General features: G+C 53.6%; 30 protein-coding genes. 15 read left to right on the top strand and 15 right to left on the bottom strand.

Going from position 1 to position 24,276, the window contains the following annotated elements:
- Positions 1-36: 36 nt before the first annotated feature.
- The 4 genes from ACZYUB_RS07830 to ACZYUB_RS07845 form a co-directional block, all read right to left on the bottom strand.
- On the bottom strand, positions 37-840 hold the full coding sequence (locus tag ACZYUB_RS07830; RefSeq protein WP_463946913.1) for a transglutaminase family protein: 804 nt from the start codon (positions 838-840) through the stop codon (positions 37-39).
- The gene (locus tag ACZYUB_RS07835) at positions 840-1,769 is read right to left on the bottom strand and encodes an alpha-E domain-containing protein (RefSeq protein ID WP_463946915.1); all 930 of its coding nucleotides are present in this window, start codon (positions 1,767-1,769) and stop codon (positions 840-842) included. Before ACZYUB_RS07835 ends, ACZYUB_RS07830 begins: the two co-directional genes overlap by 1 nt.
- On the bottom strand, positions 1,763-3,199 hold the full coding sequence (locus ACZYUB_RS07840; RefSeq protein WP_463946917.1) for a circularly permuted type 2 ATP-grasp protein: 1,437 nt from the start codon (positions 3,197-3,199) through the stop codon (positions 1,763-1,765). Before ACZYUB_RS07840 ends, ACZYUB_RS07835 begins: the two co-directional genes overlap by 7 nt.
- A gap of 235 nt (positions 3,200-3,434) precedes the next feature.
- Positions 3,435-3,620, bottom strand: a complete 186-nt coding sequence (locus tag ACZYUB_RS07845; RefSeq protein WP_463946919.1) for a YgaP family membrane protein — start codon at positions 3,618-3,620, stop codon at positions 3,435-3,437.
- 136 nt (positions 3,621-3,756) lie between these two features.
- Between ACZYUB_RS07845 and ACZYUB_RS07850 the strand changes: the two genes are divergently transcribed.
- Together ACZYUB_RS07850 and ACZYUB_RS07855 are read left to right on the top strand one after the other, a co-directional pair.
- The gene (locus tag ACZYUB_RS07850) at positions 3,757-4,179 is read left to right on the top strand and encodes a YeeE/YedE family protein (RefSeq protein WP_463946920.1); all 423 of its coding nucleotides are present in this window, start codon (positions 3,757-3,759) and stop codon (positions 4,177-4,179) included.
- Between the two features lie 17 nt (positions 4,180-4,196).
- Positions 4,197-4,622, top strand: a complete 426-nt coding sequence (locus tag ACZYUB_RS07855) for a DUF6691 family protein (RefSeq protein ID WP_463946922.1) — start codon at positions 4,197-4,199, stop codon at positions 4,620-4,622.
- Between the two features lie 68 nt (positions 4,623-4,690).
- Here ACZYUB_RS07855 and ACZYUB_RS07860 read toward each other — a convergent pair whose 3' ends face one another.
- Positions 4,691-5,191: a YfbU family protein gene (locus ACZYUB_RS07860; protein ID WP_463946924.1), complete on the bottom strand. Its 501-nt coding sequence runs from the start codon at positions 5,189-5,191 to the stop codon at positions 4,691-4,693.
- Positions 5,192-5,416: 225 nt separating this feature from the next.
- Between ACZYUB_RS07860 and ACZYUB_RS07865 the strand changes: the two genes are divergently transcribed.
- Genes ACZYUB_RS07865 through ACZYUB_RS07880 form a run of 4 tightly spaced genes read left to right on the top strand, consistent with a single transcriptional unit; the run spans position 5,417 to position 8,524 of the window.
- A complete protein-coding gene (locus ACZYUB_RS07865; protein WP_463946925.1) occupies positions 5,417-5,962 on the top strand; it encodes a hypothetical protein in 546 nt (181 codons plus the stop codon).
- A 7-nt stretch (positions 5,963-5,969) separates the two neighbouring features.
- Entirely contained in the window at positions 5,970-6,956 is a 987-nt protein-coding gene (locus ACZYUB_RS07870; RefSeq protein WP_463946926.1) for a glycosyltransferase family 2 protein, read from the top strand.
- Positions 6,953-7,327 (top strand): GtrA family protein, encoded by a 375-nt coding sequence (locus ACZYUB_RS07875; RefSeq protein ID WP_460884986.1) that lies wholly within the window; start codon positions 6,953-6,955, stop codon positions 7,325-7,327. Before ACZYUB_RS07870 ends, ACZYUB_RS07875 begins: the two co-directional genes overlap by 4 nt.
- Before the next feature lie 15 nt (positions 7,328-7,342).
- Positions 7,343-8,524 carry a hypothetical protein gene (locus tag ACZYUB_RS07880; RefSeq protein ID WP_463946928.1) on the top strand — a complete coding sequence of 394 codons (1,182 nt, stop codon included), beginning with the start codon at positions 7,343-7,345 and terminating at the stop codon, positions 8,522-8,524.
- A gap of 58 nt (positions 8,525-8,582) precedes the next feature.
- On the opposite strand, the gene bcp is transcribed toward ACZYUB_RS07880, so the two are convergent.
- Positions 8,583-9,053, bottom strand: coding sequence for a thioredoxin-dependent thiol peroxidase (gene bcp, locus ACZYUB_RS07885; protein ID WP_463946929.1), 471 nt, complete (start codon positions 9,051-9,053; stop codon positions 8,583-8,585).
- A 9-nt stretch (positions 9,054-9,062) separates the two neighbouring features.
- Positions 9,063-9,593 (bottom strand): glycine cleavage system transcriptional repressor, encoded by a 531-nt coding sequence (locus tag ACZYUB_RS07890; protein WP_463946930.1) that lies wholly within the window; start codon positions 9,591-9,593, stop codon positions 9,063-9,065.
- Positions 9,594-9,720: 127 nt separating this feature from the next.
- On the opposite strand from ACZYUB_RS07890, the gene dapA reads away from it, so the two are divergent.
- The 3 genes from dapA to purC all read left to right on the top strand — a co-directional run bounded on the left by dapA (position 9,721) and on the right by purC (position 12,509).
- A complete protein-coding gene (gene dapA, locus ACZYUB_RS07895; RefSeq protein WP_463946932.1) occupies positions 9,721-10,608 on the top strand; it encodes a 4-hydroxy-tetrahydrodipicolinate synthase in 888 nt (295 codons plus the stop codon).
- A complete protein-coding gene (gene bamC, locus ACZYUB_RS07900) occupies positions 10,601-11,731 on the top strand; it encodes an outer membrane protein assembly factor BamC (RefSeq protein WP_463946933.1) in 1,131 nt (376 codons plus the stop codon). The genes dapA and bamC overlap by 8 nt, the downstream gene beginning before the upstream one ends.
- Positions 11,732-11,795: 64 nt before the next feature.
- Entirely contained in the window at positions 11,796-12,509 is a 714-nt protein-coding gene (gene purC / locus ACZYUB_RS07905) for a phosphoribosylaminoimidazolesuccinocarboxamide synthase (RefSeq protein ID WP_460884122.1), read from the top strand.
- Positions 12,510-12,613: 104 nt separating this feature from the next.
- On the opposite strand, the gene dbpA is transcribed toward purC, so the two are convergent.
- The 8 genes from dbpA to ACZYUB_RS07945 form a co-directional block, all read right to left on the bottom strand.
- A complete protein-coding gene (gene dbpA / locus ACZYUB_RS07910; RefSeq protein ID WP_463946935.1) occupies positions 12,614-13,993 on the bottom strand; it encodes an ATP-dependent RNA helicase DbpA in 1,380 nt (459 codons plus the stop codon).
- Positions 13,994-14,150: 157 nt separating this feature from the next.
- Complete coding sequence (locus ACZYUB_RS07915; protein WP_463946984.1) at positions 14,151-14,363, bottom strand: hypothetical protein; 213 nt, start codon at positions 14,361-14,363, stop codon at positions 14,151-14,153.
- Between the two features lie 3 nt (positions 14,364-14,366).
- Positions 14,367-15,047: a M15 family metallopeptidase gene (locus ACZYUB_RS07920; RefSeq protein WP_463946981.1), complete on the bottom strand. Its 681-nt coding sequence runs from the start codon at positions 15,045-15,047 to the stop codon at positions 14,367-14,369.
- 11 nt (positions 15,048-15,058) lie between these two features.
- The gene (gene dapE, locus ACZYUB_RS07925) at positions 15,059-16,192 is read right to left on the bottom strand and encodes a succinyl-diaminopimelate desuccinylase (RefSeq protein WP_463946936.1); all 1,134 of its coding nucleotides are present in this window, start codon (positions 16,190-16,192) and stop codon (positions 15,059-15,061) included.
- Positions 16,193-16,215: 23 nt separating this feature from the next.
- Positions 16,216-16,566, bottom strand: a complete 351-nt coding sequence (locus ACZYUB_RS07930) for an ArsC family reductase (RefSeq protein ID WP_463946937.1) — start codon at positions 16,564-16,566, stop codon at positions 16,216-16,218.
- Positions 16,567-16,757: 191 nt separating this feature from the next.
- Positions 16,758-17,006, bottom strand: a complete 249-nt coding sequence (locus ACZYUB_RS07935; RefSeq protein ID WP_463946939.1) for a YciN family protein — start codon at positions 17,004-17,006, stop codon at positions 16,758-16,760.
- Between the two features lie 132 nt (positions 17,007-17,138).
- Positions 17,139-18,179 (bottom strand): OmpA family protein, encoded by a 1,041-nt coding sequence (locus ACZYUB_RS07940; protein ID WP_463946941.1) that lies wholly within the window; start codon positions 18,177-18,179, stop codon positions 17,139-17,141.
- 224 nt (positions 18,180-18,403) lie between these two features.
- Positions 18,404-19,012: a hypothetical protein gene (locus ACZYUB_RS07945; protein WP_463946942.1), complete on the bottom strand. Its 609-nt coding sequence runs from the start codon at positions 19,010-19,012 to the stop codon at positions 18,404-18,406.
- Between the two features lie 256 nt (positions 19,013-19,268).
- Here ACZYUB_RS07945 and ACZYUB_RS07950 point away from each other — a divergent pair, with 256 nt between their 5' ends.
- From ACZYUB_RS07950 to carA, 6 genes are all read left to right on the top strand, one after another.
- Positions 19,269-19,532 carry a helix-turn-helix domain-containing protein gene (locus ACZYUB_RS07950; RefSeq protein ID WP_460884129.1) on the top strand — a complete coding sequence of 88 codons (264 nt, stop codon included), beginning with the start codon at positions 19,269-19,271 and terminating at the stop codon, positions 19,530-19,532.
- A 157-nt stretch (positions 19,533-19,689) separates the two neighbouring features.
- Positions 19,690-20,490, top strand: coding sequence for a M48 family metallopeptidase (locus tag ACZYUB_RS07955; RefSeq protein ID WP_463946943.1), 801 nt, complete (start codon positions 19,690-19,692; stop codon positions 20,488-20,490).
- 17 nt (positions 20,491-20,507) lie between these two features.
- Positions 20,508-20,972 carry a GNAT family N-acetyltransferase gene (locus ACZYUB_RS07960; protein ID WP_463946982.1) on the top strand — a complete coding sequence of 155 codons (465 nt, stop codon included), beginning with the start codon at positions 20,508-20,510 and terminating at the stop codon, positions 20,970-20,972.
- A gap of 94 nt (positions 20,973-21,066) precedes the next feature.
- Positions 21,067-21,678, top strand: a complete 612-nt coding sequence (locus tag ACZYUB_RS07965; RefSeq protein WP_463946945.1) for an FKBP-type peptidyl-prolyl cis-trans isomerase — start codon at positions 21,067-21,069, stop codon at positions 21,676-21,678.
- A 124-nt stretch (positions 21,679-21,802) separates the two neighbouring features.
- On the top strand, positions 21,803-22,615 hold the full coding sequence (gene dapB, locus ACZYUB_RS07970) for a 4-hydroxy-tetrahydrodipicolinate reductase (protein WP_463946947.1): 813 nt from the start codon (positions 21,803-21,805) through the stop codon (positions 22,613-22,615).
- Between the two features lie 520 nt (positions 22,616-23,135).
- Positions 23,136-24,266 (top strand): glutamine-hydrolyzing carbamoyl-phosphate synthase small subunit, encoded by a 1,131-nt coding sequence (gene carA, locus ACZYUB_RS07975; protein ID WP_463946948.1) that lies wholly within the window; start codon positions 23,136-23,138, stop codon positions 24,264-24,266.
- The last annotated feature ends 10 nt before the right edge of the window (positions 24,267-24,276 follow it).

Genomic DNA, 24,276 nt, shown 5'->3' on the forward strand with positions numbered 1-24,276 from the left:
TCAGGCATACACATACGTGCTGCGTATTATTGTATCTTACTGTTGTCGTTCGGATTGCTGACTCATCAGATTGACGGCGGCGTGAGCCATCATGGCCTCGTTTCCCCCGCCGTAACGGACACCCCGCACCGGACACGCATCCAGATAATCGATACCGACGGCCAGCTTCAGATGTTGGGTCGGGGTCGTACACTGATTGGTGACGTCAAAGGTATGCCACTGCTCCAGATACCAGACCTCGGCCCATGCATGGGTGGCGACATGGCTGGAGTCCGGCGTGTAAAGATAGCCGCTGACATAACGGGCTGGCAAACCTAACGAACGGCAGCAGGCCAAAAAGACATGGGTGTGGTCCTGACAGACACCTTCGCCAGCGGCGAAAGCATCGGTGGCCGCCGAGTCGACGCGGGTGCTCCCCGGACTGTAGGGCATACGCTCCAGCAAGGCATGCATCAGGGCTTCCAGGCCGGATTGCAGATCATCGGGCTTGTGATAGCGTTCGGCCAGCTGACGGATAGCGGCATCGGGTTGAGTCAGGGGGCTGTGGCGCAAGAAGATTAAAGGTGAATGGGTTGCATCGGGCTCTTCCACTGCGTCCAGGATTTCGACGACGCCACGGGCATGGATATGAATGGCTTCATGGGGCTGGTCTAGCGTCAGCACATGTAGCACATTGCCATAACTGTCGGTGGTGCAGGTGGCCGATTCCGGCAGATCCAGCTCCCAGGACAGAATCCGTTGTCGGTTGGAATGCTGGGGTGTCAGACGCAGGTACTGGGTGCTGCGGCGCACTTCGCCTTGATAGGTGTAATGGGTGTGATGCTCAATGGTCAATTTCATTAGGATGCCTCCAGGTAGGCCCGGTGAATGCTTTCGGCAATCGCATTGATGTCATGCAGAAACTGGTTCAGGTAATCGTGCAGTCCTTCGGCAAAGAGATCGCCAATGGTGCCAAAACGTAATTTGGCGTGCTGGACCGCGGTCAATAAGCGGGGCTCGCGCCCGGTATCCCCTTCGATTTTAGCGAGCAGTTGTTCCACTTCCTCGACGCTGGCGCGCAGGGAGCGGGGAACTTCACTACGGAGGATGAGCAATTCAGCAACCTGATCCCGGGTCGGGCTCTGCTTGTACAACTCCTGATAGGCTTCATAGGCACCGACCGAGCGTAACAGCGCGTTCCAGCGATAAAATTCGCGGACCGGATCTTCATCCTCCTTCATCACCTGATATTTCACATCCAGGATCCGCGCGGTATTGTCGGCGCGTTCGATAAAGGTTCCCAGGCGGATGAAGCGCAGGGTGTCGCTACGCAATATGGTGCCGAAGGTGGCGCCGCGTACCTGATGGGAGCGTTCTTTCACCCAATCAAAAAATGCGACGGCATCCAGTCCGGCGATGCCGCGTTTGCGCAGGGCTTTCATCTCCAGCCAGGTGGTATTCAGGCTCTCCCACACTTCGCCGCTGATACGACCCCGCACCGCATGGGCGTTGTCCCGTGCGCCGCGAATACAGTTGTAGATGCTGCTGGGGTTCGCTTCATCCAACAGAAAGAACTCCAGCAGATTGGGCATGTTGATCTGCTCATAGCGCGCCAGATAGGGCTCATGGGTTCCGGTAATGGTCAAGGGGGCAATCAATTCACTATTGTCAGCATCGATTTGCGGCATCAGAGACATTGAATTCGTGACATCCAGCATGCGCGCGGTATTCTCCGCGCGCTCCAGATAGCGGGACATCCAGTACAGTTCACTGGCAGTACGACTCAGCATAAAGAATCCTCCAGAACCCAGGTATCTTTGGTACCACCGCCTTGCGAAGAGTTGACGACCAGAGACCCCTCGGTCAGAGCCACCCGGGTTAATCCGCCGGGAACGAGTCGAATTTCACGACCGGTCAATACGAAAGGACGCAAGTCGATGTGACGCGGTGCCACACCGGACTCGACGAAGGTGGGGCAAGTTGAGAGAGAGAGGGTGGGTTGGGCGATGTAATTATCCGGCCGGGCCTTGATGCGCTCGGCAAAATCAGCCAGTTGCTGCTGGGTGGCGCAGGGACCAATCAGCATGCCATAACCGCCGGCGCCATGAACCTCCTTGACCACCAGCTCCGGTAAGTTAGCCAACACATGGGACATCTCGCTGGGGCGTCGGCACTGCCAGGTGGGCACATTGTTGAGGATTGGCTCTTCGTTAAGGTAGAAGCGGATCATGTCCGGTACATAGGGGTAAATGGATTTGTCATCGGCAACACCGGTACCGACCGCGTTGGCCAGCACCACACCACCATCCCGATACACCGACAGCAATCCAGGCACTCCGAGCATAGAGTCTGGACGGAAGGCCAGGGGATCCAGATAAGCATCATCGATACGACGATAGATGACATCGATCTGCCGTGGACCTGCGGTGGTGCGCATGAACACCCGGCCGTTCTTGACGAAGAGGTCGGCATTTTCCACCAGTTCGACACCCATCTGTTGCGCCAAAAAGCTGTGTTCGAAATAGGCGCTGTTGAAGCGGCCAGGAGTGAGTACCACTACGCAGGGGTTATCGACCGGGGTACTCTCGCGCAAGGTTTGCAGTAATAAAGAAGGGTAACGCTCTACTGGAGCTATCCGTTGCAGGGAGAAGAGCTCCGGGTAGAGGCGCATCATCATCTTGCGATTTTCCAGCATGTAGGACACGCCGGAAGGGGTGCGCAGGTTGTCTTCCAACACATAGTAATCACCACTGTTATTCCGGATCAGGTCCACGCCGGTAATGTGGGCATAGATCCGGCGATGCAGACTGACCCCTTGCATGCAGGGTTGGTACTGATCGTTCGCCAGCACCTGTTCGGCCGGTATCACCTTGGCCTTGAGAATATGTTGCTCATGGTAGATATCATGCAAAAATGCATTGAGCGCCGTAACCCGCTGCCGAATGCCGCTATCCAGCATGTGCCATTCACTAGCGGGAATGATGCGCGGCACATTATCAAAAGGAATCAAACGTTCGGCACCATCCTGTTCGCCATACACGTTGAAGGTGATCCCGACGCGGTGGAAGAGCAGATCGGCCTCTTCGCGTTTGTGCTGGATATGTTTCTCATCGGTTTGTTTCAGCCACTGCCAGAATGGCGAATAGTGTTCCCGGCTGCTGCCGTCGGCGAGCAGCATCTCGTCATAGAGATCGGGACTTGGGTTGTGGATCCTGAGCATCTGACACCTCGAATACGCCTTCCTTGTTCATTCTCTGTCGCAAGTGGCATGCCAGCATTCAAGCCGGTTTTGCGAGGAAAACCAGCGGAAATAGAGCCAAAGCTGTGCAGGTCGATGGGTTCAGCACTCAGTTGGTGCAACTGGCGACGGGCGGAATTGAGGTGCGGAGTAGAAAGTGTCGCGAGGCGAAAATTGGGGCGCCAGAATATGGCGCCTCTTCGATCTGGGTCCTGAGTTAATGGCAGCCGAGTCTGCGCAACAACCAGGTGGCGGGACAAAACCCAGTCAGGGCGCTTTGGATAAGATTCAAACCTACAAATACCGTCAGCCAGATAAATGCTGGATGTACCCAATGGGTGAGGACGACCGACAGCAGGATCATGCTGCCAGCCATGATGCGTACGCCATTATCGAGGGTCATGATCTGTAAGGCTCCTGAGAGGATTGATAAATTAGGCTTCACTAAACTAAGGCCTCTGTTTAGAATAGTCGCTAATTAAGTAATTGCTAATGAATGGCGCCATGGGGCGGCTAGTTCTCAATATGAAGGATGTTGAATGGCTAACTTTACTCCGGTAACTGCCCTGTTGGGCGGTATTCTGATTGGCCTGGCGGCCTTGCTGCTACTCTGGCTGCAAGGGCGTATTGCGGGAATCAGTGGCATATTGGCGGGTCTGATGGATGGGGCAAAGGGCGACCGCATGTGGCGGCTGCAGTTTGTGCTGGGACTGCTGGTGGGGGGCGCCTGCGGCTTTTGGGGGTTGGCGCTGCCGACTCCGGATCTGTCGGTTGTATCGGTTCCTCTACTGCTGAGCGGCGGATTTTTAGTCGGGTTTGGCGCCAAGTTGGGCAATGGTTGTACGAGCGGTCATGGGATTTGTGGCATCGGCCGCCTGTCTTGGCGCTCCATAGTGGCAACCCTGAGTTTCATGTTGGCGGGAATGCTGACTGTGTATGTTATACGCCATGTATGGGCTTAACCGGAGGATATGCTGTTATGCGCTGGATTTCAGGGTTGTGCGGTATGGTGTTCGGCTTGGGGTTGACGCTCTCGGGTATGGTGTTGCCGAGCAAGGTGCAGAATTTTCTCGATGTGAGTGGCAACTGGGATCCCAGTCTGGCACTGGTGATGGGTGGCGCGCTTTTGGTCTTCATGCCTGGCTATTTTTGGCTGGTTAAGCCGAGAGCCAGGGCGGTGGATGGATCCGATTTCCATCTCTCCGGGACGAAAAAGCTCGATCGCCGACTGCTGATAGGCAGTGCGCTATTCGGTGTCGGTTGGGGTTTGGTCGGGATCTGCCCGGGCCCGGCGATCACGGCACTCGTTACCGGCCAATGGCAAATCTTGTTGTTTGTCGCCGCCATGTTGTTCGGTATCAAACTGGCCTGTTGGTTCACGTCGCGCGGTGCGCGCCAGGCATGATCCCGTTGGATTGGCTATGCAATAAAGGCGCCTCTGCGGCGCCTTTTTTATGGAATTGATACACTCCATCAGGCATTCAGAACCTTGCGGATCTCCTGAATGGAGAGTTTGTAATGCCGTGGGCAATCCCGCCAAGCCGCCAGCATGCGCTGGTACTTGTCGCGCATACCGATTTCCGAGGTGAGTGAAGAGCAGCATTTACCCAGTTCTGGAAAGCGTCCCTCGACATCCAGCAAAAAGCAGACGTAATCCGCCAGCTCCTTCTCATGACTTCTGGAATAGCCGATGTAATCGAGCCGACTGGCTGCCAGTTCCTCGACTTCGGTGGCTGGTAAATTGGCATAGGAGACCTGCAGCGCGTGGTACATCTCTAGCGTGTCGATGACCTCCCGGCAGGTGGCCTCGTCCAGATGACCAAACTCTTTTTCCAATTCCAGCAATTGCAGGCAGTAACCATGCTCAATGATGGTTTGGCAGCGTTGATAATAATCGGCTTTTTCCGGATTGAGTTTTTTCAGAATCTCATACTGATTACTCAGGATCAGGCGCTGGGCATGGTTCATATTCATCGGCGATTATCCTTTGAGGGCCAACAGGCACGTCAATTAGTTGAATTTGAAATGCAGCATTACGGTTTTCGTGGCAATCCACCATGATCTGGGTCATTCCTGATTTCACGAACCTCTTTCTAGCGCGAATAGAGTTTTTTTTTATGTGAACTCGAGCCCATTCTCTGTTGTTTCTGCGACAACTGCTTTACGATTGGCCCACCTGAAATCGAGCTTTCGATTGTTATGTCGCGAACACTTAAAGCGCTCATTATTTTGGCAATCTTGGGATTGTCTGCTTACTACCTCGCCGTTTTGTATCTGGCGACCCATCCTTCCGTGAGTTATGCCTATCGTCTCTATTATCTGGAGATGAAGACCCGTTTCTGGAATCGCAACCAGACGCTGGCCTACATTCCTGGGACTCGATTTGATATGGTCAACGACCGGGCCTGGATCCTGAGTCGTCAAGGTTGGTCATTGCCCAAAGACGATGGCACCGGCTCTGAGTTCTCGGGTGAGGGTGGACTCTATTTCACACTGCATCGGGAACCCGGCAAGCTGCGTCTGGAAGCCGATGTCCGAAATCTCAAGCCTAATACCCGGCTGAGTTTCAGTGTGGGTGAACAATGGCGTAGTGAGTTGGTTCTGCAACAGACGGGACCTCACCATCTGGTGGTGCATCTGCCGGCCGGTCTGTTCATCGCCGATCCACTCCAGGCCAATTATATTGCCATGACCGGATCCCACCCGGTGCGGTTCCAGTCATTACAGCTTTCTCATGAGGAATAAGAACATCATGGTCAAGAAGAAAAACTTTACGTTGTCATTGGTGGTGCCTGCCTATAACGAGGAAGAGAGCATCCAGACGTTTATTGACACGATCGATCAGGAACTGCCGACGCTGCGGGACCAACTGGAGATCGTATTTGTCAATGACGGTAGCCGTGACAAGACTCGTCAGGTGATTGAATCGGTGATTGAAAAAGACCCGCGCGTGACGCTGATCAATCTGGCGCGCAACTTCGGCAAGGAAGCGGCCATGACCGCAGGCCTTAGCCATGCTCGTGGCGATGCCGTGATCCCGATGGATGTTGATCTGCAAGATCCTCCTTCGTTGATCCTCGAGTTTGTTCGTCTGTGGCAAGAAGAAGGCTATGACACCGTCTACGGTGTGCGTTCTGATCGCAATGCCGACACCCCGATGAAGCGCCTGACTGCGGGTGGTTTCTACCGCCTGTTCAACGCTGTCTCTACCACCACCAAGATCCCGGAAAACGCAGGTGACTTCCGACTGATGGATCGCCGCGTGGTCGAGGTGATCAAGCAACTGCCGGAGCGTAACCGCTTCATGAAGGGATTGTTCGCCTGGGCGGGGTTCAACTCGATCGGAGTTCCGTATGAGCGCCCGGCTCGTGCTGCGGGTGAAACCAAGTTCAACTATTGGAAGTTGTGGAACTTTGCGCTGGATGGCTTCTTCAGCTTCTCCAGCTGGCCGCTGCGGGTATGGAGCTATGTCGGTGCCGGTGTCGCCATGCTGAGCTTCCTCTATATTCTGGTGATTATCACCAAGGTGATTTTCTTCGGGATCGACATGCCGGGCTATGCATCCTTGATGAGTGTGATCCTGTTCCTCGGTGGTATGCAGCTGATTTCCATCGGTGTGCTTGGTGAGTATTTGGGACGCATGTTCCTGGAAGTTAAACAGCGTCCAGTGTTTGTGGTGGAAGGCGTTTATGGCCAATACTCCCGCACTGCTCCGGCGACGGAGCCGACAGCGGAATGATCTCCCGTGAAGAGTTTTGGCGACTGTTTCGCTTTGGCTTGGTCGGCGGGGGGGCCACCCTCGTCGATTTGGGCACCTCGGTGGCCTTGTTTCGTGTTTGGCCAACGATTTCCGAACATCTGGTGACCACCACGGCATTTTTTGTTGCCTTCTGGTTTTCCTTCTTCGGTCATCGTTACATCACCTTCCAAAAACATGGTGCCATCGGCAAATTTTTGCTGGTGGCCCTGTTTTCGTTGGCCGTCAGAAATCTGTTGCTCAGCGGTTTGCTGTTTGCCGGGCTGTCGGGTCTGTTGCCGGTCGTGATTGCAACGTTGGCGGTAACCATACTGACCTACTTGCTCTCGCGCGTCTGGGTGTTTGCTGATTAGGAGCTGAGCCACCAAATGCATGTGGAAAATGTTCAGGTCATCCCGGATCGCTTGGCCATTGGGCGGCGGGATTGGCTGTTGATTGTGATTGCCTTCGTGGTCAGTCGCGTCGTGCTGTACGCCATCGGCTACTTTGGGGCCATGCACTACAACGTCGAGACCGACTACGGCGATGCGGTGAATATCGCAACGGCATTGGAGACCGATATTCCCAGCATGTTCTGTCAATTTGACTGCGGCTGGTTCCAGAGTATCGCGGATGTTGGCTATGACACCTATCCCCATGGTTTGACCACCGGCCATGCGGCCAACTGGGCCTTTCTGCCCGGATTCCCGATGGCGGGCTATTGGGTGGGTGAGCTGCTGGGTATTGGTACCCTCAATGCGTTTTACTTGCTGACCAACCTGGCATTTTTCTTTACCCTGCCGTTGTTTTTTCTCTGTTTGCGGCAACTGGGGCAGGATCTGGAGACCTCGCGTTTCGGGGTCTGGTTGTTGGCCTTTTCGCCATTCTCCATCTATTTCATCGCTCCCTATACCGAGTCCAGCTTTTTACTGTTTACGTTAGCTGTGTTCTTGTTTGCCTATCGCCATCGCTGGCTTTGGGTCGGTGTCGCGGGCATGTTGATGGCCGCGACACGAAATCTCGGGGTCATGGTGGTGTTCCCGGTGCTCATCCTTGCGCTGCAAGCCTATGGTTGGCGCGAACTGATGCGGTTTGGTGATCGAACCTGGCGCGTGTTGCTAACGCTGTGGGTTATTCCGTTTGCCCTGTTCAGCTACATGCTCTATCTGCATCTGCATGTGGGGGATGGCTTCGCCTTCAAAAATATCCAGCTAGCCTGGGGACGGATGTTTGATAATCCGTTCCACTATTGGCTGGATGGTTTCGAAACCGGGGGACGGAAGTACTACTTATCGGTGGTGATAGCTCTGGGTTGGGCGATGAATGGTTATCTGCTGTATCAGCGCCGCTACGCGGAAGCTGTGTTTATGCTGATTTGCACCATGGTTCCCATCGTGACCAGTACCAATGCCTTTCCGCGCTATTTGTTTGGCCTTTATCCGACCATGTTGGTGATGGTGTTGTTTGTTCGCAATAAACCTATCATGCGGCCGCTGATCCTGGCACTTTCCGCACTGCTCTCGGCCTATTTCACCATTGCCTGGGTGAATGCCAAATTCTTTGTGGTTTAGCCTGGCGAAAATCAGGAACAACCAGGGGAGCCTCGGCTCCCCTGGTTGTTAATTGAGTTCATGAATGGCTTTTCAGATAATCCAGCACTACGTCATGATGATTGCTGGTTTTGAAATTATCAAAGACCTGCGCAATCACACCCTGCTCATCGACGAGAAAACTGATGCGATGAATGCCATCGTATTCCTTGCCCATAAATTTTTTCGGTCCCCAAACGCCGAAGGCATCGGCAACAGCATGATCTTCATCACCCAGCAGGGTGAAATTCAGCTGCTGCTTTACTATAAAATTTTTCAGCCGGCTGGCCGGATCCGGGCTGATGCCCAGTACCACGGTATTCAGTGTGCTCAACTCCCCATGAATGTCGCGCAAGCCACAAGCCTGGGTGGTACATCCAGGGGTACTGGCTTTGGGGTAGAAGTAGACTAAAACTTTCTTGCCGCGCAGGCTGCTTAATGACAACAGGTTGCCATCCTGATCCGGCAGGGAGAAGTCGGGGGCCTGTTGCCCGGCAGTTAATCTGGCCATGAAGAATCCTCAGGGTTTTCTGGTGATGGAAAAGTGGAAGCGTTCGGCTCCCAATCGTTGGCAAAACTCCGCGTAACTTCGTTCTTCTTCCGTACCCGCGCTGGCTACTGGCAGTCTGAGCTGAAAACTGGCGCGCAACAGGTTGGCAGGCGCTTGCTGGATTGTCTCCGATTGCAAAGCATGGATATCCCAGCCCTGATCGCTAAAGAACTGGGTGCATTGACTGACGATTCCCGGCTCGTCATGGATCAATACTTCGGCTTCAGCCAGCATGGGATAATAGCCCATGGCGTGGGGTGAGGTTCGCTTCATCAGGGTGATGAGTTCCAGTTCATGACTTTTGCGGGGCAGGGAATTCTCAATTTGGGTGATGGCATTCCAGTCTCCGGAGAGCAGCATGACAAAGGTGAACTCATTACCGAGAATGGCCAGGCGGCTATCGACGATATTACAACCACATTCACTGATATGCCGGGTCACTTTATTGACGATACCGATGCGATCGGTGCCGATGGCCGTTACCACAAGATGATGAATCATTGTGCTTTTCCTGCTCTGGATCCTGTTTTGATGGTAACACAGTCGCCTCGCAGGTCTACTCCATTCCCTTGTATTTGCCTGGGCTCGGCCTTACCATAACGGCCTTGAAAATCCGGAGTCTCGATAGATGTTAAGTGGTAGTCTCGTTGCCCTTGTTACTCCCATGGATGAGCATGGGAAAATCGATGTCGTCTCGTTAGGCCAACTGGTGGAGTATCACATTGCGGCTGGTACGACTGGAATCGTCGCAATGGGCACGACCGGGGAGTCGGCGACGCTGGATCTGGATGAACACCTGGATGTCGTGGCTAAAACTCAAGAGTTTGCCGCTGGGCGGATACCAGTGCTGGCGGGCTGCGGCTCCAACAACACTCGGCATGCCATTGAATTGGCTCGTCAGCTCAAATCGATGGGCATCGAATTGGGCCTCTCGGTCACTCCTTATTACAACAAACCGACGCAAGATGGGCTTTATCGCCACTATGCCGCTATCGGCGAGGCTAGTGGTCTGGCGCAAATTCTTTATAATGTACCGGGACGCACCGGTTGTGATCTGAAACCTGAGACCGTTGGCCGTTTGGCGCATAACTACGGAATTTGTGGTCTGAAAGAGGCCACAGGCGATCTGACTCGCCTGCAACCGTTACGTGAGTTGTGTGGCGACGATTTTGCGCTCTACAGCGGTGATGATGCATCGGGTTGTGATTTTATGCTGCGCGGCGGCAATGGTGTTATTTCAGTAACAGCCAATATCGCTGCAGCAGCCATGCGCCAGATGTGTGACGCTGCATTACAAGGTGATAAGGAAACGGCATTAGGGTTGAACGAACGCTTGATGCCTGTGCACCGGACACTGTTTATTGAATCCAATCCAATCCCGGTCAAGTGGGCCTGTGCCCGACTGGGCTTGATTGCCAAATCCGGTTTACGTTTGCCATTGACGCTACTGAGTGCTTCTGCTCAGCAGGAGATGGAGCAGGCGCTGGCCCGAGCGGAGTTGATCAAGCGTGCATAAACAAAACAACAACAATGGAAAATCGGCCAGCCTGCTGTGCGGATTGGTAGGGGTTAGTCTGCTGGTGGGGTGTAGCTCCACGTTGGAGCGCAAGCAGGCAAACAAGGATTTTGATTATCAGGATGCCAAGCTGGTGACGCGTCCTTTTGTCATCCCGACGGGATTACAAACACCAGCCTACAGTAACGAATTAAAGGTACCGGCACTTGCGCCCGCCGCTCAGTCCGGGGCTCTGGCCGGTGATGTGGATGTGCGGGCCCCCATTCAGGTGTTGACTCTGGTTCCGGGAAGTAGGGCTGAGGCGGACGGTAGCAACATGACCCTGTGGTTTACGGCGCGTAGTGTCAATCAACGGATCGACAACGATATCTGGAACCAGTTACTGGGATTTATGAGCCGCCGTGGTATCGCGGTGGCGGATCTGAATATTCAGGCCCGAACTCTGGATACCGATTGGTTTTATGCAACCGAGCTGCTGTTGCCGTGGACCGAGCAGGCTGAGGATGATGATCAGATCCAGGTACATCAGCGCTACCGGTTTACCATCAAGAGTGATGTGGAACGGCATCGCACCGGGTTGACCGCACAACTGCTCTCCCATGAAGCCTTCGAGGATGGTGATCGGGATGAAACACCTGTAACCAGCTTCGAACACCGTCGCTACGCAGGATTGATGCTGAATCAGTTGGCGCAGGATTACGATCACCAATTGCGACTGGGCGAGGTGAGCAAGAGTAATAGCCGCGCGGCGATGAGCCTCGGTGTGGATGACAATGGTTTGACGGCCTGGCTGGTGGATGCGCCCTTCGAGGCGACATGGCCACGTCTGATATCCTTGCTGCCTAAGCTGAATTTCGAAATCACCAGTAAGCCGGAGTCTAAAGGTCTGATCATTGTGGATTATGACGAGCCGGATGCCGATTTCTGGAAAGAACATGACATAGAGCCGTTTGGTCTCGATTCCGGGACTTATCATCTGCAACTCGGTGAATTCAAGGGCAAGACCTCCATCACCTTGTTTGATGAGGACAAGAAGCCGGTACCAACCTCGGTGGTCAGCAAGATGTTTATCGGTATGTCCAAGGCCTTTGGCCGTGAGCAAGCCGCTGTGATGAAGAAGTAATAACGAAGGGGCAGTAGTGCCCCTTTGTGCTATCTGCAACCTCACTTACTGGAGTAAGTAACACATGGAAAAGAAAGCCGAACTGTATCGTGGCAAGGCCAAATCCGTCTATACCACTGACGATCCCAGCCGTCTCGTCCTGCTGTTCCGCAACGATACATCTGCTTTTGATGGCCAGCGGATTGAGCAACTGGATCGCAAAGGCATGGTGAACAATAAGTTCAACCATTTCATCATGACCAAGCTCGAAGAAGCGGGTATCCCGACCCAGATGGATCGTCTGCTCTCTGACAATGAAGTCCTGGTCAAAAAATTGGACATGGTTCCTATTGAGTGTGTGGTGCGTAACGTTGCCGCAGGCTCTATCTGCCGTCGTCTGGGTGTTGAAGAAGGTCTGGAGTTGAATCCGCCAACCTTCGAATTTTTCTTGAAGAACGATCCCCTGCACGACCCCATGGTCAACGAGTACCACATTCGCTCCTTTGGCTGGGCTACCGATGAACAGGTTGCACGCATGAAAGAGTTGACCTTCAAGGTCAACGATGTGCTGAAGAAGATGTTTGATGAGGCAGGCCTGATCCTGGTTGACTATAAGCTGGAATTTGGTGTGTTCGAAGGCCAGATCGTTCTGGGCGACGAGTTCTCACCGGATGGTTGCCGTCTGTGGGACAAGGTTACCCGTCAGAAGCTGGATAAAGACCGCTTCCGTCAGGGACTGGGCGGCGTCATTGAAGCCTATGAAGAAGTGGCTCACCGTCTGGGCGTCAATCTGGACTAAATTTGTTGTGCAAACAAACGTTTGCATACAGATCAAGACGATGAAAAAGCGGCGCTTTTATAGCGCCGCTTTTTATGTCCCGTCGCCGCGATGAGAGGAAGTCGTTAGATCACCAAGCGGGCTTTGCAATTTTTACCCTTGAGCTTGCCTTGCTGCAGGCACTTGAGCGCTTTATTGGCACTGGCCTGTCGGATCGCTACATAAGCGTGGGTATCAAACAGATCGATTTTCCCGACTTCACTGCCAGCCAACCCGGCATCACCGGTCAGAGCGCCAAGAATGTCGCCGGGACGGATCTTGGCCTTCTTGCCGCCATCGATGCACAGGGTCACCATTTCAGGTTGCAAGGGCACCTGTGTCGTGGTCTTAAGTGCACTCAAATTGAACCAGCTCAGCCGGCCGCCCAAATAATCCTCCAGCGCGAGCGCACGTTGCATCTCTTGCGGTGTGCACAGGCTCAAGGCCAGACCACTTTGTCCTGCACGACCAGTACGGCCGATACGGTGGATATGGATTTCCGGATCCTGGGCCATTTCATAGTTGATGACGGCGGCCAGATCTTTGATATCCAGGCCACGCGCGGCAACATCGGTTGCCACCAGCACACGGCAACTGCGGTTGGAGAAGCGCACCAGTACCTGATCCCGCTCCCGTTGCTCCAGATCACCATGCAACGCCAAGACCGAAATATCACGAGCACGCAGTGTATCGTGCACCGATTGGCACTCCCGTTTGGTGTTACAGAACACCACACAGGAATCCGGTTGGAAGTGTGCCAGGATCTTGAGCAGGGCACTGGCTCGGGCGCCGCGCTCTACTTCGAAGAAGCTTTGATCGATATGACGGCTGTCGTGGGTCGCTTCGACGCTGACCTCGACCGGATCTTTTTGCACCTGTGCGCTGATCCGTGCGATCTCATCCGGGTAGGTTGCCGAGAACAGCAAGGTCTGACGGCGCTTGGGAGCCTGACGAATGACATCGACCATCACATCGGCAAAGCCCATGTCCAGCATGCGGTCGGCTTCATCCAGTACCAATGCTTGCAGGTGATCCAGCGTTAGGCTGCGGCGATGCAGGTGATCCTGAATGCGGCCCGGGGTACCGACCACAATGTGCGGCGGGTGGGTGAGCGAATCCAGTTGTGGTCCCATGGGGACGCCACCGCACAGTGTCAGGATCTTGATATTCGGGGTGGCGCGGGCAAGGCGACGCAGCTCTTTTCCGACTTGATCTGCTAACTCACGAGTTGGACAGAGGACCAGTGCCTGAGTCTGATACCGTGACACTTCAAGGCGGGAGAGCAGTCCGATGCCAAAGGCCGCGGTTTTACCACTGCCGGTCTTGGCTTTGGCCAACACATCCTGACCTTGCAGGATCAATGGCAAGGCTTTGGCCTGGATGGGGGTCATGGTGGTGTAGCCCAGATCGGCCAGATTGTTCAGTTGCTCGACGGGAAGTGCCAAGCTGGAGAAATCAGTATTCACGCAAAAAACTCGTATCGGTAGGAGGAGGGCTGTCGGCACAAGGATGAACCGAACAGGCATGGGCCTGATGATAGCAGAATTGACAGGCAGTTGCCGGTAAAACGCCCCATCCCGTTATTTGGGAGTGAGGTGGATATGAGCTATTTCTCGGCCGGTTTCAGGGTGCTGGGCGTTGTTTGTCATCGCTTGGTGAGGCTGGCCTGTTGACCGGCGCTTGTGGCCAGTCCTCATCCTCGTCGTCCTTGACCTCGCGGATCTTGTCACGGTATTTCGGCAGCTGTTTTTCCAGTTGCTTCATATCTTTTATTGCATTCAAAAAAATGCCGAGTAACAGCAACATCGGCAAGCCAATCCACAACCAGAGATTCATAAGTCAGACCTGCATAGGGAGCGTCGGAACAATATATCGTTGCCAAAGGGTAGGTAGTTGCGCCAGTATACATGCTTTCCCCGCAATGGCCGATTGCTGCAGACAGGCGGCCAATGCCTCCTGAGTCAGAAACTGGCTCATGCGCAAACTCTCGCTGCTATGACTCAGATGCCAGGGTTCGACCGCAACGCCCCCCTGGTCTGATGAAAATGGGCGGCAGAAGCCATGTTCTTGCATATGGCTATCTAGCCAGCGAGTCAGTTCGGCAAAGTAGCCGCTGGGTGAATATTCCCAAGGTTCCAGTTGCAGCGCTTTCCCTGGCGGTAACAGGTGAGGTGAATAGATATCCATATCCGTCCCCCAATGATGACGACTGGTGCCGGGCAAGGCACTCCAGCGCAAGATAGCGTGGATTCGCTCCTCATCGCTCAGGCTCATTACATCCAGTGGTTGACTATCCCCATCCAGCACCGGGCGAAGGCCCGTAAATTTCTCATTCCAGATCAGCAATTGGCGAGCAAAGCTGCGATAACTCGACGCCAGCGCCAGCTCGACACCATCGGCCCTGGCTGCCTGTTGCATCGCCATAAAGGCGACCGCCGTGGCAGGCCACAAACGATGGGGCGATTCGGGCAGTTGGATGAGATGGCTCTCATCCAGCCCAAGGCAGTGGGCGTGGCACAGCGCTTGGCTCATCAGGCCAGCAACCGGCGTAGAATTGCAGTATAGACATCGGCCAACGTGTCGAGATCTGCGACCTTCACGCATTCGTTCAGCTTATGAATGGTGGCATTGAGCGGACCCAACTCGATAACTTGCGCGCCTGTCGGGGCGATAAAACGGCCATCCGAGGTGCCGCCTGAGGTCGAGAGCTCGGGGCTGAAGCCCTGAACTTCTTCGATTGCCGCGACGGTTGCCTCGACTAGGTCACCGGCTGAAGTCAGGAAGGGGTGACCACTCAGTGTCCAGGTTAGGTCATATTCCAGGCCATGACGATCGAGGATGGCCTGGACTCGTTCCTTGATCTGTTCTGCCGTCAGTTCGGTGCTGAAGCGGAAGTTGAACTGCACCTTGAGCTCGCCCGGGATCACATTCGAGGCCCCGGTACCCGCCGAAATATTTGGAATTTGAAAGCTGGTTGGTGGAAAGAAGGCATTACCCTGATCCCAGACGGTTGCTGCGAGCTCTGCCAAGGCGGGGGCTGCGTCATGAATGGGGTTGCGGCCCAGATGAGGGTAAGCTACATGGCCTTGAATCCCCTTGACCAATAGATCGCCGGTGATGGAGCCGCGACGACCATTTTTCACCACATCACCCAGCACGCGGGTGGACGAAGGCTCGCCGACCAGGCACCAGGTAATCTTTTCATTGCGGGCTTCAAGGGTCTCCACCACTTTAGGCGTGCCATTGATAAAGGGTCCCTCTTCGTCACTGGTGATGAGAAAGGCAATGGAACCCTGGTGCTCTGGATTGCTGGTCACGAACCTCTCAACGGCAACCAACATGGCCGCCAGAGAGCCTTTCATATCGGCGGCTCCCCGGCCATATAAGAAGCCATCACGAATGGTGGGTTCGAATGGAGGGGAATCCCATTTATCCAGCGGGCCTGGGGGGACGACATCGGTATGCCCGGCAAAACAGAACAGTGGGCCTTCATTACCGCGGCGAGCCCAAAGATTTGTCGTGTCATGAAACACCATGGGTTCAATGGTGAATCCGAGCCGTTTCAGGTAATCCGCCATCATCTGTTGGCAACCGGCATCTTCCGGGGTGACCGAAGGACGAGAGATAAGATCCCGGGCGAGTGTGAGTACGGGAGAGTCAGACATAATGCATCCTTGCGAGATTAAATTTAGCGACCAAACAGGGTGTGGTACCCAGCTTCGTCGAAACCGAGATGATAGTGATGCTCCAACACCAGAAGCGGGCGTTTGATGATGGCGGGTTGTTCCAGCATGACGGTGCGGGCTGACTCGGCATCCAGTGATGATTTACAAGCGTCGCTTAAGGCGCGATAGGTGGTGCCCCGGCGATTGAGCAGCGCTTCCCAACCGAGAGCGGCGATGAACTCATCCAGCAGAGCGGGTGGCAGACCATCTTTTCGATAATCATGAAAGCGATAGCTGATGTGTTGAGCTTCGAGCCATTTCAAGGCTTTTTTCAGGGTATCGCATTGACGGATCCCGTAGACGACCACATTCATTTCACAGATCTACAACATTTGGACATGGGCGGATTCTGGCATTCCGAGTCCGTCGAGGCAAGACACAATCCGCCTCGGCTTGATAGCGATAACATCAGCTTCTTGCTCCGACGGTGGCAATGGGGAAGTCGAATAGAGATGTTGGATACATAAGAAACCGGGTCTGGTTCTAACCCGGTTTCAAGCGCTCGCTAGTCGACTAACTGGTACTGTCCAGACAGCGTTTGGGCCAAGTATTTAAACATATTGAAAACGGCCATGGTTTTCGGGCTCGGCAAGCCTTGAACATCAAAGAAAAACTCGCCTTTGAAGATCAGAATGCCATTTTTCTGCTCGACACTATCGGCCTGCATGCCTTCCATATAATCCTCGTGCTCACGGATCATCTGATTGGCCATGATCAACAAGTCTTGACGGGGAATGGGTTGCTTATCTGCCATTGGAAAACCTCCTATCTAGGTGTCGCGAGAATAGCTCAGATGGCACATGAGCTGAAGGGGCGCCCGGTCGTGGCTCATAAAAAAGCCGCCCATCATCAGATGGACGGCCTTCAGAACCGACGTTGAAACCCATTACTTGGTAACGACGATTTCCTTGATACCCTTGACTTCGATTTCCACACGACGGTCCGGTGCCAGGCACAGGATCAGGTTCTTGCGGTTCTTGACGGTATTGCAGGAAGTACCGGTTACCGGATTCGCTTCACCGCGGCCAGCAGCAGAGATTTTGCTAGCAGCAATACCTTGGCTGGTCAGGTAAGAAGCAACGGTTTGGGCACGACGTTGAGACAGAGCTTGGTTGGCGGCATCGGAGCCGATGCGGTCGGTATAACCATAAACCACTGTCTGGTTGTCTTTCATTTCCAGATGGGTAATTTCGTTAAACAACTTGGTCAGCGCAGCCTTGCCTTCTGGCTTCAGCGTGGCTTTACCGAAATCGAACAACACATCGGAGGTCAGCGTGAAACGCTTGGTTTCCACAACTTCTTGCGGTGCTGGTGCTGGGGTTGGCTCTGCAACCGGAGCCGCGACAGCGACTGGTGCCGGAGCGCTGGTCCGAGTCGGGTAGTAGACGACTTCGAGGCCGAAGTTATGGATGTCGGAATTGCCGGTCACATTACGGCCAGCATCGTCGATCAGACGATAGCGAGCTTGCAGATCCATGGCGTCATTGACGCGGTATGCTGCACCCAGACCGTAAACAGGGGAGTAGCCGTGGGACTTGGTGTTGGCGGCATCATTGGTGGTGAAGTCACGCATAACACCGAACTCGCCCAGCAAAGAGACCTGTTGGGTCAACGGCAGACGAGGCAGCACGGAAAGAGTCCAGCCATCGGTGCGCCAGGTTTGACCATCAACCTTGGCGTGACCCAGCCAATCGTAACCGGCTTCAAAACCCAGGTTTTCGTTCAGGGTATAACCAGCCAACAGACGAGAAGAGAAAGCGTCGCGCTCGACACCGGAGTTAGACAGATCTGTCAGATCTTGAGCTCGGCTCCAACCGGCGCCTGCGCCCACAAAGGCTCCCTCTGCGTCATTTGCTTGGGCCACGGAACTCATGGCCAGACCGGCGATGATGCTTGCAATCAGAGTAGATGCCACTGTCAATTTCATTTTTTTGTTATCTCCATAGATGGAAAGAACCCGGAATCGAGCCGGGAACGTGATGCGCGTCATATTATGGGCGAGTCCCACCCTGATGCCAAGCACTTGTAGATAGCCATTTGAGTGATGGCTATCTACCTGAGTGGGGCTGGAATTCGCGCTATGGCAGACGATTATGTGGCATTTTTAGCATCTATCAGTGAAGAAAACGGTTGTCGGTGGGCATGCCTCGGTCAATGTCCGAGATATTGTCTGTGTAGTTTTTTTTCTAGTTTTAAGTAGTTACTTATTTCTATAGGTAAATGTTCGTCAAGAACAGATTCCCGGTGTTGCTTGATGTTCATAATCTGCGTCAATGACTCTGTTGATAACTGACTCAAGATTGGTTGCAACTGGCGCATATAATGGGCGGCCAAATAAGGATCAAGTGGGTGAACATTCATGATGGCCCGCACCACAGGAAGTATGGCCAGTGGCGCCGATATCCAGAGCGGTTGCGGTGAATCCAGCCAAAACAACAGATCGTTCAAGTCCTCTGGTAGTACTAATTGTCCGTGATCGGAGTCACGCTTTGATGCCGGATGCAGCCAGCGGCAGAGTCCCGAACTTTGGTTGGTGTGCACTTGATACGCGGGTACATCGGCGGCATCGATACCGGCTATCAGCAGCTCGAATGGCTGAATATTTTTCAGGCGAAGTGATGTCGCTGCCGGACAGCTGCTACCGGGTGAGCTACACAATATTGCCTTGACGGACAATAGCTTGAGTAAGGAAAGAATTTCCGAGTCGAGTGGAGCTGACAACAGAGATTCAGGCAGAACTGCGACTAAGTGGTGCTTCATGATTTGACATCCTGTCGAATGGGCTACACTTGAATTCAAGTGGAAACGTTTTTTTAGTTTACCCTGTCAACTGTTAGGTTTAACATGCGCAGCTCTTGGCGGCTATTGATAGGTCTGCCAAGAGCTGTTCCAGCATGATAATGATAAAGCACGATATAAACGGCGGAGCCGGATAAAACTGACGTACACAACAATAAATCAACTCTGAACTATTGCGGCTCTAACCCGTCGCAAAGCAAGCTGTGTGAGGAATCGTATGAATATCAGTGAAGTCTCCGTAGGACAAAAAATCCGCCAAATCCGCGAAACTGTTGGCCTGAGCCGACCCAAGTTCGCCGAATTACTAGGCGTCCCGCCTACCACATTGAAAAACTATGAGTTGGGCTATCGTGAGGTCGGGGGCGCTTTCCTGGTCGCTCTTGCGCACCATGCCCAGCTACATCAGTTTACCCTCTGGTTGCTGGCTGATAAAACGGCTGCCGAGATTGGACAAATCAGTCCGGAGCAATACACCAAGTAATCGGTGGTATTGAATGGAGTGTTTCCATTCACTTGTTTCTAAAAGCGCGCCCAAGTCGGCGCGCTTTTTATTTCGATTGTCCAATCTCTTTACATATCTTGTCTTCAGCTGTGATTGGATTAAGATTTTCGCCAGTTCAATGACAAGGAATCCCAGGATGAAAAAGTGGTTGTTCGGTGGCGTGGCGGCATTATTGGTCGCGGCATGTGCTACATCCCCGACGGGGCGTAAGCAGTTGATTCTGTTTGGTGATGGTGAAGTCGCGCAAATGGGATTGTCTTCCTTCGAGCAACTCAAGAAGGAAGAGAAGATTTCAACCGACAAGAAGCTAACGCGGTACGTGCAGTGTGTCGCCGATGCGGTGGTCCATGAGATCCCGGCGACTTATAAGACCAGCATTGCTGATTGGCAGGTTGTGCTGTTTGAATCCGACGATGTCAACGCCTTCGCTTTACCTGGTGGGCGGATCGGGGTGTATACCGGATTGTTCAAGGCGGCGAAAAATCAGGATCAACTTGCTGCCGTCATTGGTCACGAAATCTCCCATGTCTTGGCCCGCCACTCCAATGAGCGTTTATCCCAATCTCAGTTGGCTAACGTCGGCATGGCGGCTGCTGATACGGCATTGGGAGACTCCACCGCACGCGGGCCCGCGATGGCGGCGCTGGGTCTGGGTGCCCAGGTCGGTATTTTATTGCCCTATGGTCGAGTTCAGGAGTCGGAAGCCGATGTGCTGGGACTGCAGTTGATGGCTTCTGCTGGCTTTAAGCCCGAGCAAGCCATCGCCTTGTGGCAAAACATGGCTGCGGTGACGAAAGGTAAGGCTCCCCCCGAGTTTTTATCGACTCACCCTTCCGGTGAAAGTCGTATCAAGGAGTTACAGAACCAATTGGCCGTCGTGGCACCGTTTTACAATAAAGCCCGTGAATTGGGTCGCAAGCCGCAATGCCAGAGTTGAGGATCCGTCCTGCCGTGATGGCAGATGCCGGGGAAATTGCCCAAGTGCAGCATGAAAGTTGGGTTCAGGCCTATCGACAACTGTTGCCGCGGGATTTTCCGCTACGCAGCGAGGCTGAACGCATCACCATCTGGCAGGAACGCATTGCTGCTCATCCTTGTCATACCTTGTTAGCAGAACAGGATGATGCTCTGGTTGGGTTTCTCTACTGGATCCCCGAAGCATCCCATCGTGCACTGCTGCGTTCTCTTTACTTGCATCCTTTTTTCTGGCGCCAAGGAATTGGCTCGCAATTACTCCGCCAGGCGATGGGTGATATGTGCAGTGAAGGGATCCGACGTCTGAGCCTGTGGGTTTTGGCCAACAACATACCGGCAGAGCGCTTCTATCTCAGTCATGGTTTTCATTACGACGGGCAAAGCCAGTCGCAACCCTTAGGCTCTGGCCGTTACCTGCAGCGGCACATGGTCAAAGCTCTTTAGTCGCCTTTTCAGGCTGCTGGATAGGCATACCGATGAAATCTGCTATCATGCCAACCGTTCATTTTTTATTTTTGGTCATATAACTGGAGTATTCATGAGCTTATTGCAAACCACAGAACAGAAAGCCAGCTATGGCATCGGTCGTCAGATTGGTGACCAACTGGCACAGCAATCTTTCGAAGGCCTGGATCTGGCTGCGGTCAAACAAGGCATTGAAGATGCGGTTCTGGGCCATGATTTCGCTGTCAGCCATGAAGAGATTGGTCAGGCATTTGAAGAGATCACCGCCAAGCTGGAAGCAGCCGAGCGTGAATTGTCAGCCGCAGCCCGTGCGGATGGTGAGGCGTATCTGGCCAGCAATGCGGCCCGCGATGGCGTCACCGTTACCGAGTCTGGCCTGCAATTTGAGGTGTTGACTGCGGGTGAGGGTGCCAAGCCAGCCAAGAGTGACAAGGTCCGTGTCCATTATCACGGTACTTTCCCGGATGGCCGAGTGTTCGATAGTTCGGTCACTCGTGGTCAACCTGCCGAATTCCCGGTGACTGGAGTCATTGCCGGTTGGGTTGAGGCGCTGCAGCTGATGACGGTCGGCTCCAAGTGGAAGCTGACGATCCCTCATCATCTGGCCTATGGCGAGCGCGGTGCTGGTTCCATTCCGCCGTTCTCAACGCTGGTGTTTGAGGTCGAGTTGCTGGATATCGTCTGAATGTGATGTGTGGAAAGGCCGGATGAGTCCGGTCTTTTTTTTGGGCGCTTTTCAAAGACCGCAGGCTCTGGTTACACTCAGGTAAATAGCGCTTTTAGCATGTAGAAGTAGATTAAGGATGGATATGGAAAGTCAGATCCGTATAGCTCTTGTCGGTTGCAATGGTCGTATGGGCAAAATTTTGCTCGAGGCGATTCGGAATAATCCTGCTGCAGCCTTGACGGTTGCCACTGAGCGGCCTGGCTCAGCCGTTATCGGCCTGGATGTTGGTGAACTCAATGGATTAGGCACCATGGGTGTCAAGATTGTTGATGATTTAGCAAAAGTCATGAACGACTTCGACATCATCATTGATTTCACACGCCCTGAGCCTACCCTGGCGCATCTGGAGTTGGCCCATCGGCATGGCAAGCGCATCGTCATCGGGACCACTGGCTTTGATGATGCCGGTAAAGACGCCATCCATCAGGCATCGCAGCAGATGGGAATTGTCTTCGCCTCCAACTACAGTGTCGGGGTCAATCTGGTCTTCAAGTTGCTGGAGCAAGCCGCCAGGGTGATGGGCGACTACACGGATATCGAGATCATCGAGGGACATCATCGACACAAGGTGGATGCTCCTTCTGGCACGGCATTGAGCATGGGTGAGGTGGTTGCCAAGACCCTGGGACGCGACTTGAAAACCTGTGCTGTGTATGGTCGTGAAGGGATCACTGGTGAGCGGGATCGCTCTAGCATCGGATTTGCGACCATTCGCGCAGGGGACCTGATCGGTGAACATACGGTCATGTTTGCCGATATTGGTGAGCGGGTCGAAATCACCCATAAGGCATCCAGCCGACTTACCTTTGCCAATGGCGCAGTCAGAGCGGCTGTCTGGCTGGCACAGCAACCCGCCGGGTTATATGACATGCAAGACGTTCTGGCGCTCAAGTAATTTCGAAAACCGCCTGGTGATTGCGGGGCTCTTTTACCAGGCGGTTTATGGATCAATCTGGATAAGCAACAGGCAAATCATCATCTTGTGCAAGAGTCTAGGGAGCCGGTGTTGCATTTTTACCGCTTCCTCATTCGTCTGGTTATTTTTCACCTCTTCTCTCCATTCCTTGTCGATAATCTGCTGCGTAATGTTAGGATTCAAAAAAATAAAACCTTTTAAATCATATGAATGGGTTTTATCTATGCAAAAACAAGATTTCTGTTTCAGTATTGCTTTTGGCAAACGTTTTTCGATTATTTATGGTTTTGAGTGGCTGCGTTGAATATGCTCATAATGAAGAATTATGCACTTATATAGCATTTATTTTCTTGTTGCGGTTTGAGGGGGTTGTATTGCGCCCTTATTCAGGTAAAATGCGCCCAATTTGCCCGGTATGGCATGCTTGATGGTTAAAAATCAGGTGTTCATGGCTTCTCGACGGCAAAATCACTCAAGAATCACGAAATTGGAGGTCGTCTTGACTCATTCTGCCTTACTCGTGTTGGAAGATGGCACGGTATTCAAGGGCGTTTCAATTGGCGCAGAAGGTTGTTCTGTTGGCGAGGTGGTTTTTAATACCTCGATGACGGGATATCAGGAAATTCTCACTGATCCTTCTTATTCCCGCCAGATTGTAACCCTCACCTATCCCCACATCGGCAACACCGGCACCAACAGCGAAGACGAAGAATCCCCGAGCGTTCATGCTCAAGGCCTCATCATTCGTGATCTCCCCCTCGTTGCTTCTAACTTCCGCTCTCAAGAAACCCTCTCTGAATACCTCAAGCGCCAGAATGTCGTTGGCATCGCGGATATCGATACCCGCAAGCTGACCCGTATTCTGCGTGAGAAGGGCGCTCTGGCCGGTTGTATCATGACGGGTAAAGATCTGGACGAAAGCCAGGCCTTAGCGCATGCCAAGGCATTCCCCGGATTGAACGGCATGGATTTGGCCAAGGAAGTGACAGTTTCTGAAGCGTATGAATGGACAGAAGGCAGTTGGAAGCTGGGTCTGGGTCACACCAAGCCAAGCAGCTACCCGTTCCATGTCGTGGCTTACGACTTTGGCGCCAAGCGCAACATACTGCGCATGTTGGCGGATCGCGGTTGCCGTCTGACGGTGGTTCCGGCGAAAACAACCGCAGCTGAAGTGCTGGCGATGAATCCGGATGGTATTTTCCTCTCCAATGGTCCTGGGGATCCAGCCCCGTGCGACTACGCGATTGCCGCCATTCAAGAGTTCCTGAAGACTGAGATCCCGGTGTTCGGTATCTGCCTGGGGCACCAGCTGCTGGGTTTGGCCTCAGGTGCCAAGACCATCAAGATGAAATTCGGTCACCACGGTGGCAACCACCCGGTCAAGGATCTGGACCGCAACGTGGTCATGATCACCAGTCAAAACCATGGTTTTGCCGTAGACGAGGCCACCTTGCCAGATAATCTGCGTGCCACCCACAAGTCACTGTTTGACGGGTCGCTGCAAGGCATTCATCGCACCGACAAGCCAGCGTTCAGCTTCCAGGGCCACCCGGAAGCCAGCCCGGGCCCCCATGATGCCGCACCGCTGTTTGACCATTTTATCGAGCTTATCAAGAAGTACCGCGCATAAGGAGTAGGGT

The organism is Pseudaeromonas sp. HNCC25DJ182, from assembly GCF_055413365.1.

Coding starts and splice junctions, on each gene's coding strand:
- ACZYUB_RS07830 (WP_463946913.1), bottom strand. CDS start 840: ATGAAATTGACCATTGAGCATCACACCCATTACACCTATCAAGGCGAA.
- ACZYUB_RS07835 (WP_463946915.1), bottom strand. CDS start 1,769: ATGCTGAGTCGTACTGCCAGTGAACTGTACTGGATGTCCCGCTATCTG.
- ACZYUB_RS07840 (WP_463946917.1), bottom strand. CDS start 3,199: ATGCTCAGGATCCACAACCCAAGTCCCGATCTCTATGACGAGATGCTG.
- ACZYUB_RS07845 (WP_463946919.1), bottom strand. CDS start 3,620: ATGACCCTCGATAATGGCGTACGCATCATGGCTGGCAGCATGATCCTG.
- ACZYUB_RS07850 (WP_463946920.1), top strand. CDS start 3,757: ATGGCTAACTTTACTCCGGTAACTGCCCTGTTGGGCGGTATTCTGATT.
- ACZYUB_RS07855 (WP_463946922.1), top strand. CDS start 4,197: ATGCGCTGGATTTCAGGGTTGTGCGGTATGGTGTTCGGCTTGGGGTTG.
- ACZYUB_RS07860 (WP_463946924.1), bottom strand. CDS start 5,191: ATGAATATGAACCATGCCCAGCGCCTGATCCTGAGTAATCAGTATGAG.
- ACZYUB_RS07865 (WP_463946925.1), top strand. CDS start 5,417: ATGTCGCGAACACTTAAAGCGCTCATTATTTTGGCAATCTTGGGATTG.
- ACZYUB_RS07870 (WP_463946926.1), top strand. CDS start 5,970: ATGGTCAAGAAGAAAAACTTTACGTTGTCATTGGTGGTGCCTGCCTAT.
- ACZYUB_RS07875 (WP_460884986.1), top strand. CDS start 6,953: ATGATCTCCCGTGAAGAGTTTTGGCGACTGTTTCGCTTTGGCTTGGTC.
- ACZYUB_RS07880 (WP_463946928.1), top strand. CDS start 7,343: ATGCATGTGGAAAATGTTCAGGTCATCCCGGATCGCTTGGCCATTGGG.
- bcp (WP_463946929.1), bottom strand. CDS start 9,053: ATGGCCAGATTAACTGCCGGGCAACAGGCCCCCGACTTCTCCCTGCCG.
- ACZYUB_RS07890 (WP_463946930.1), bottom strand. CDS start 9,593: ATGATTCATCATCTTGTGGTAACGGCCATCGGCACCGATCGCATCGGT.
- dapA (WP_463946932.1), top strand. CDS start 9,721: ATGTTAAGTGGTAGTCTCGTTGCCCTTGTTACTCCCATGGATGAGCAT.
- purC (WP_460884122.1), top strand. CDS start 11,796: ATGGAAAAGAAAGCCGAACTGTATCGTGGCAAGGCCAAATCCGTCTAT.
- ACZYUB_RS07915 (WP_463946984.1), bottom strand. CDS start 14,363: ATGAATCTCTGGTTGTGGATTGGCTTGCCGATGTTGCTGTTACTCGGC.
- dapE (WP_463946936.1), bottom strand. CDS start 16,192: ATGTCTGACTCTCCCGTACTCACACTCGCCCGGGATCTTATCTCTCGT.
- ACZYUB_RS07930 (WP_463946937.1), bottom strand. CDS start 16,566: ATGAATGTGGTCGTCTACGGGATCCGTCAATGCGATACCCTGAAAAAA.
- ACZYUB_RS07935 (WP_463946939.1), bottom strand. CDS start 17,006: ATGGCAGATAAGCAACCCATTCCCCGTCAAGACTTGTTGATCATGGCC.
- ACZYUB_RS07940 (WP_463946941.1), bottom strand. CDS start 18,179: ATGAAATTGACAGTGGCATCTACTCTGATTGCAAGCATCATCGCCGGT.
- ACZYUB_RS07945 (WP_463946942.1), bottom strand. CDS start 19,012: ATGAAGCACCACTTAGTCGCAGTTCTGCCTGAATCTCTGTTGTCAGCT.
- ACZYUB_RS07950 (WP_460884129.1), top strand. CDS start 19,269: ATGAATATCAGTGAAGTCTCCGTAGGACAAAAAATCCGCCAAATCCGC.
- ACZYUB_RS07955 (WP_463946943.1), top strand. CDS start 19,690: ATGAAAAAGTGGTTGTTCGGTGGCGTGGCGGCATTATTGGTCGCGGCA.
- ACZYUB_RS07960 (WP_463946982.1), top strand. CDS start 20,508: ATGGCAGATGCCGGGGAAATTGCCCAAGTGCAGCATGAAAGTTGGGTT.
- ACZYUB_RS07965 (WP_463946945.1), top strand. CDS start 21,067: ATGAGCTTATTGCAAACCACAGAACAGAAAGCCAGCTATGGCATCGGT.
- dapB (WP_463946947.1), top strand. CDS start 21,803: ATGGAAAGTCAGATCCGTATAGCTCTTGTCGGTTGCAATGGTCGTATG.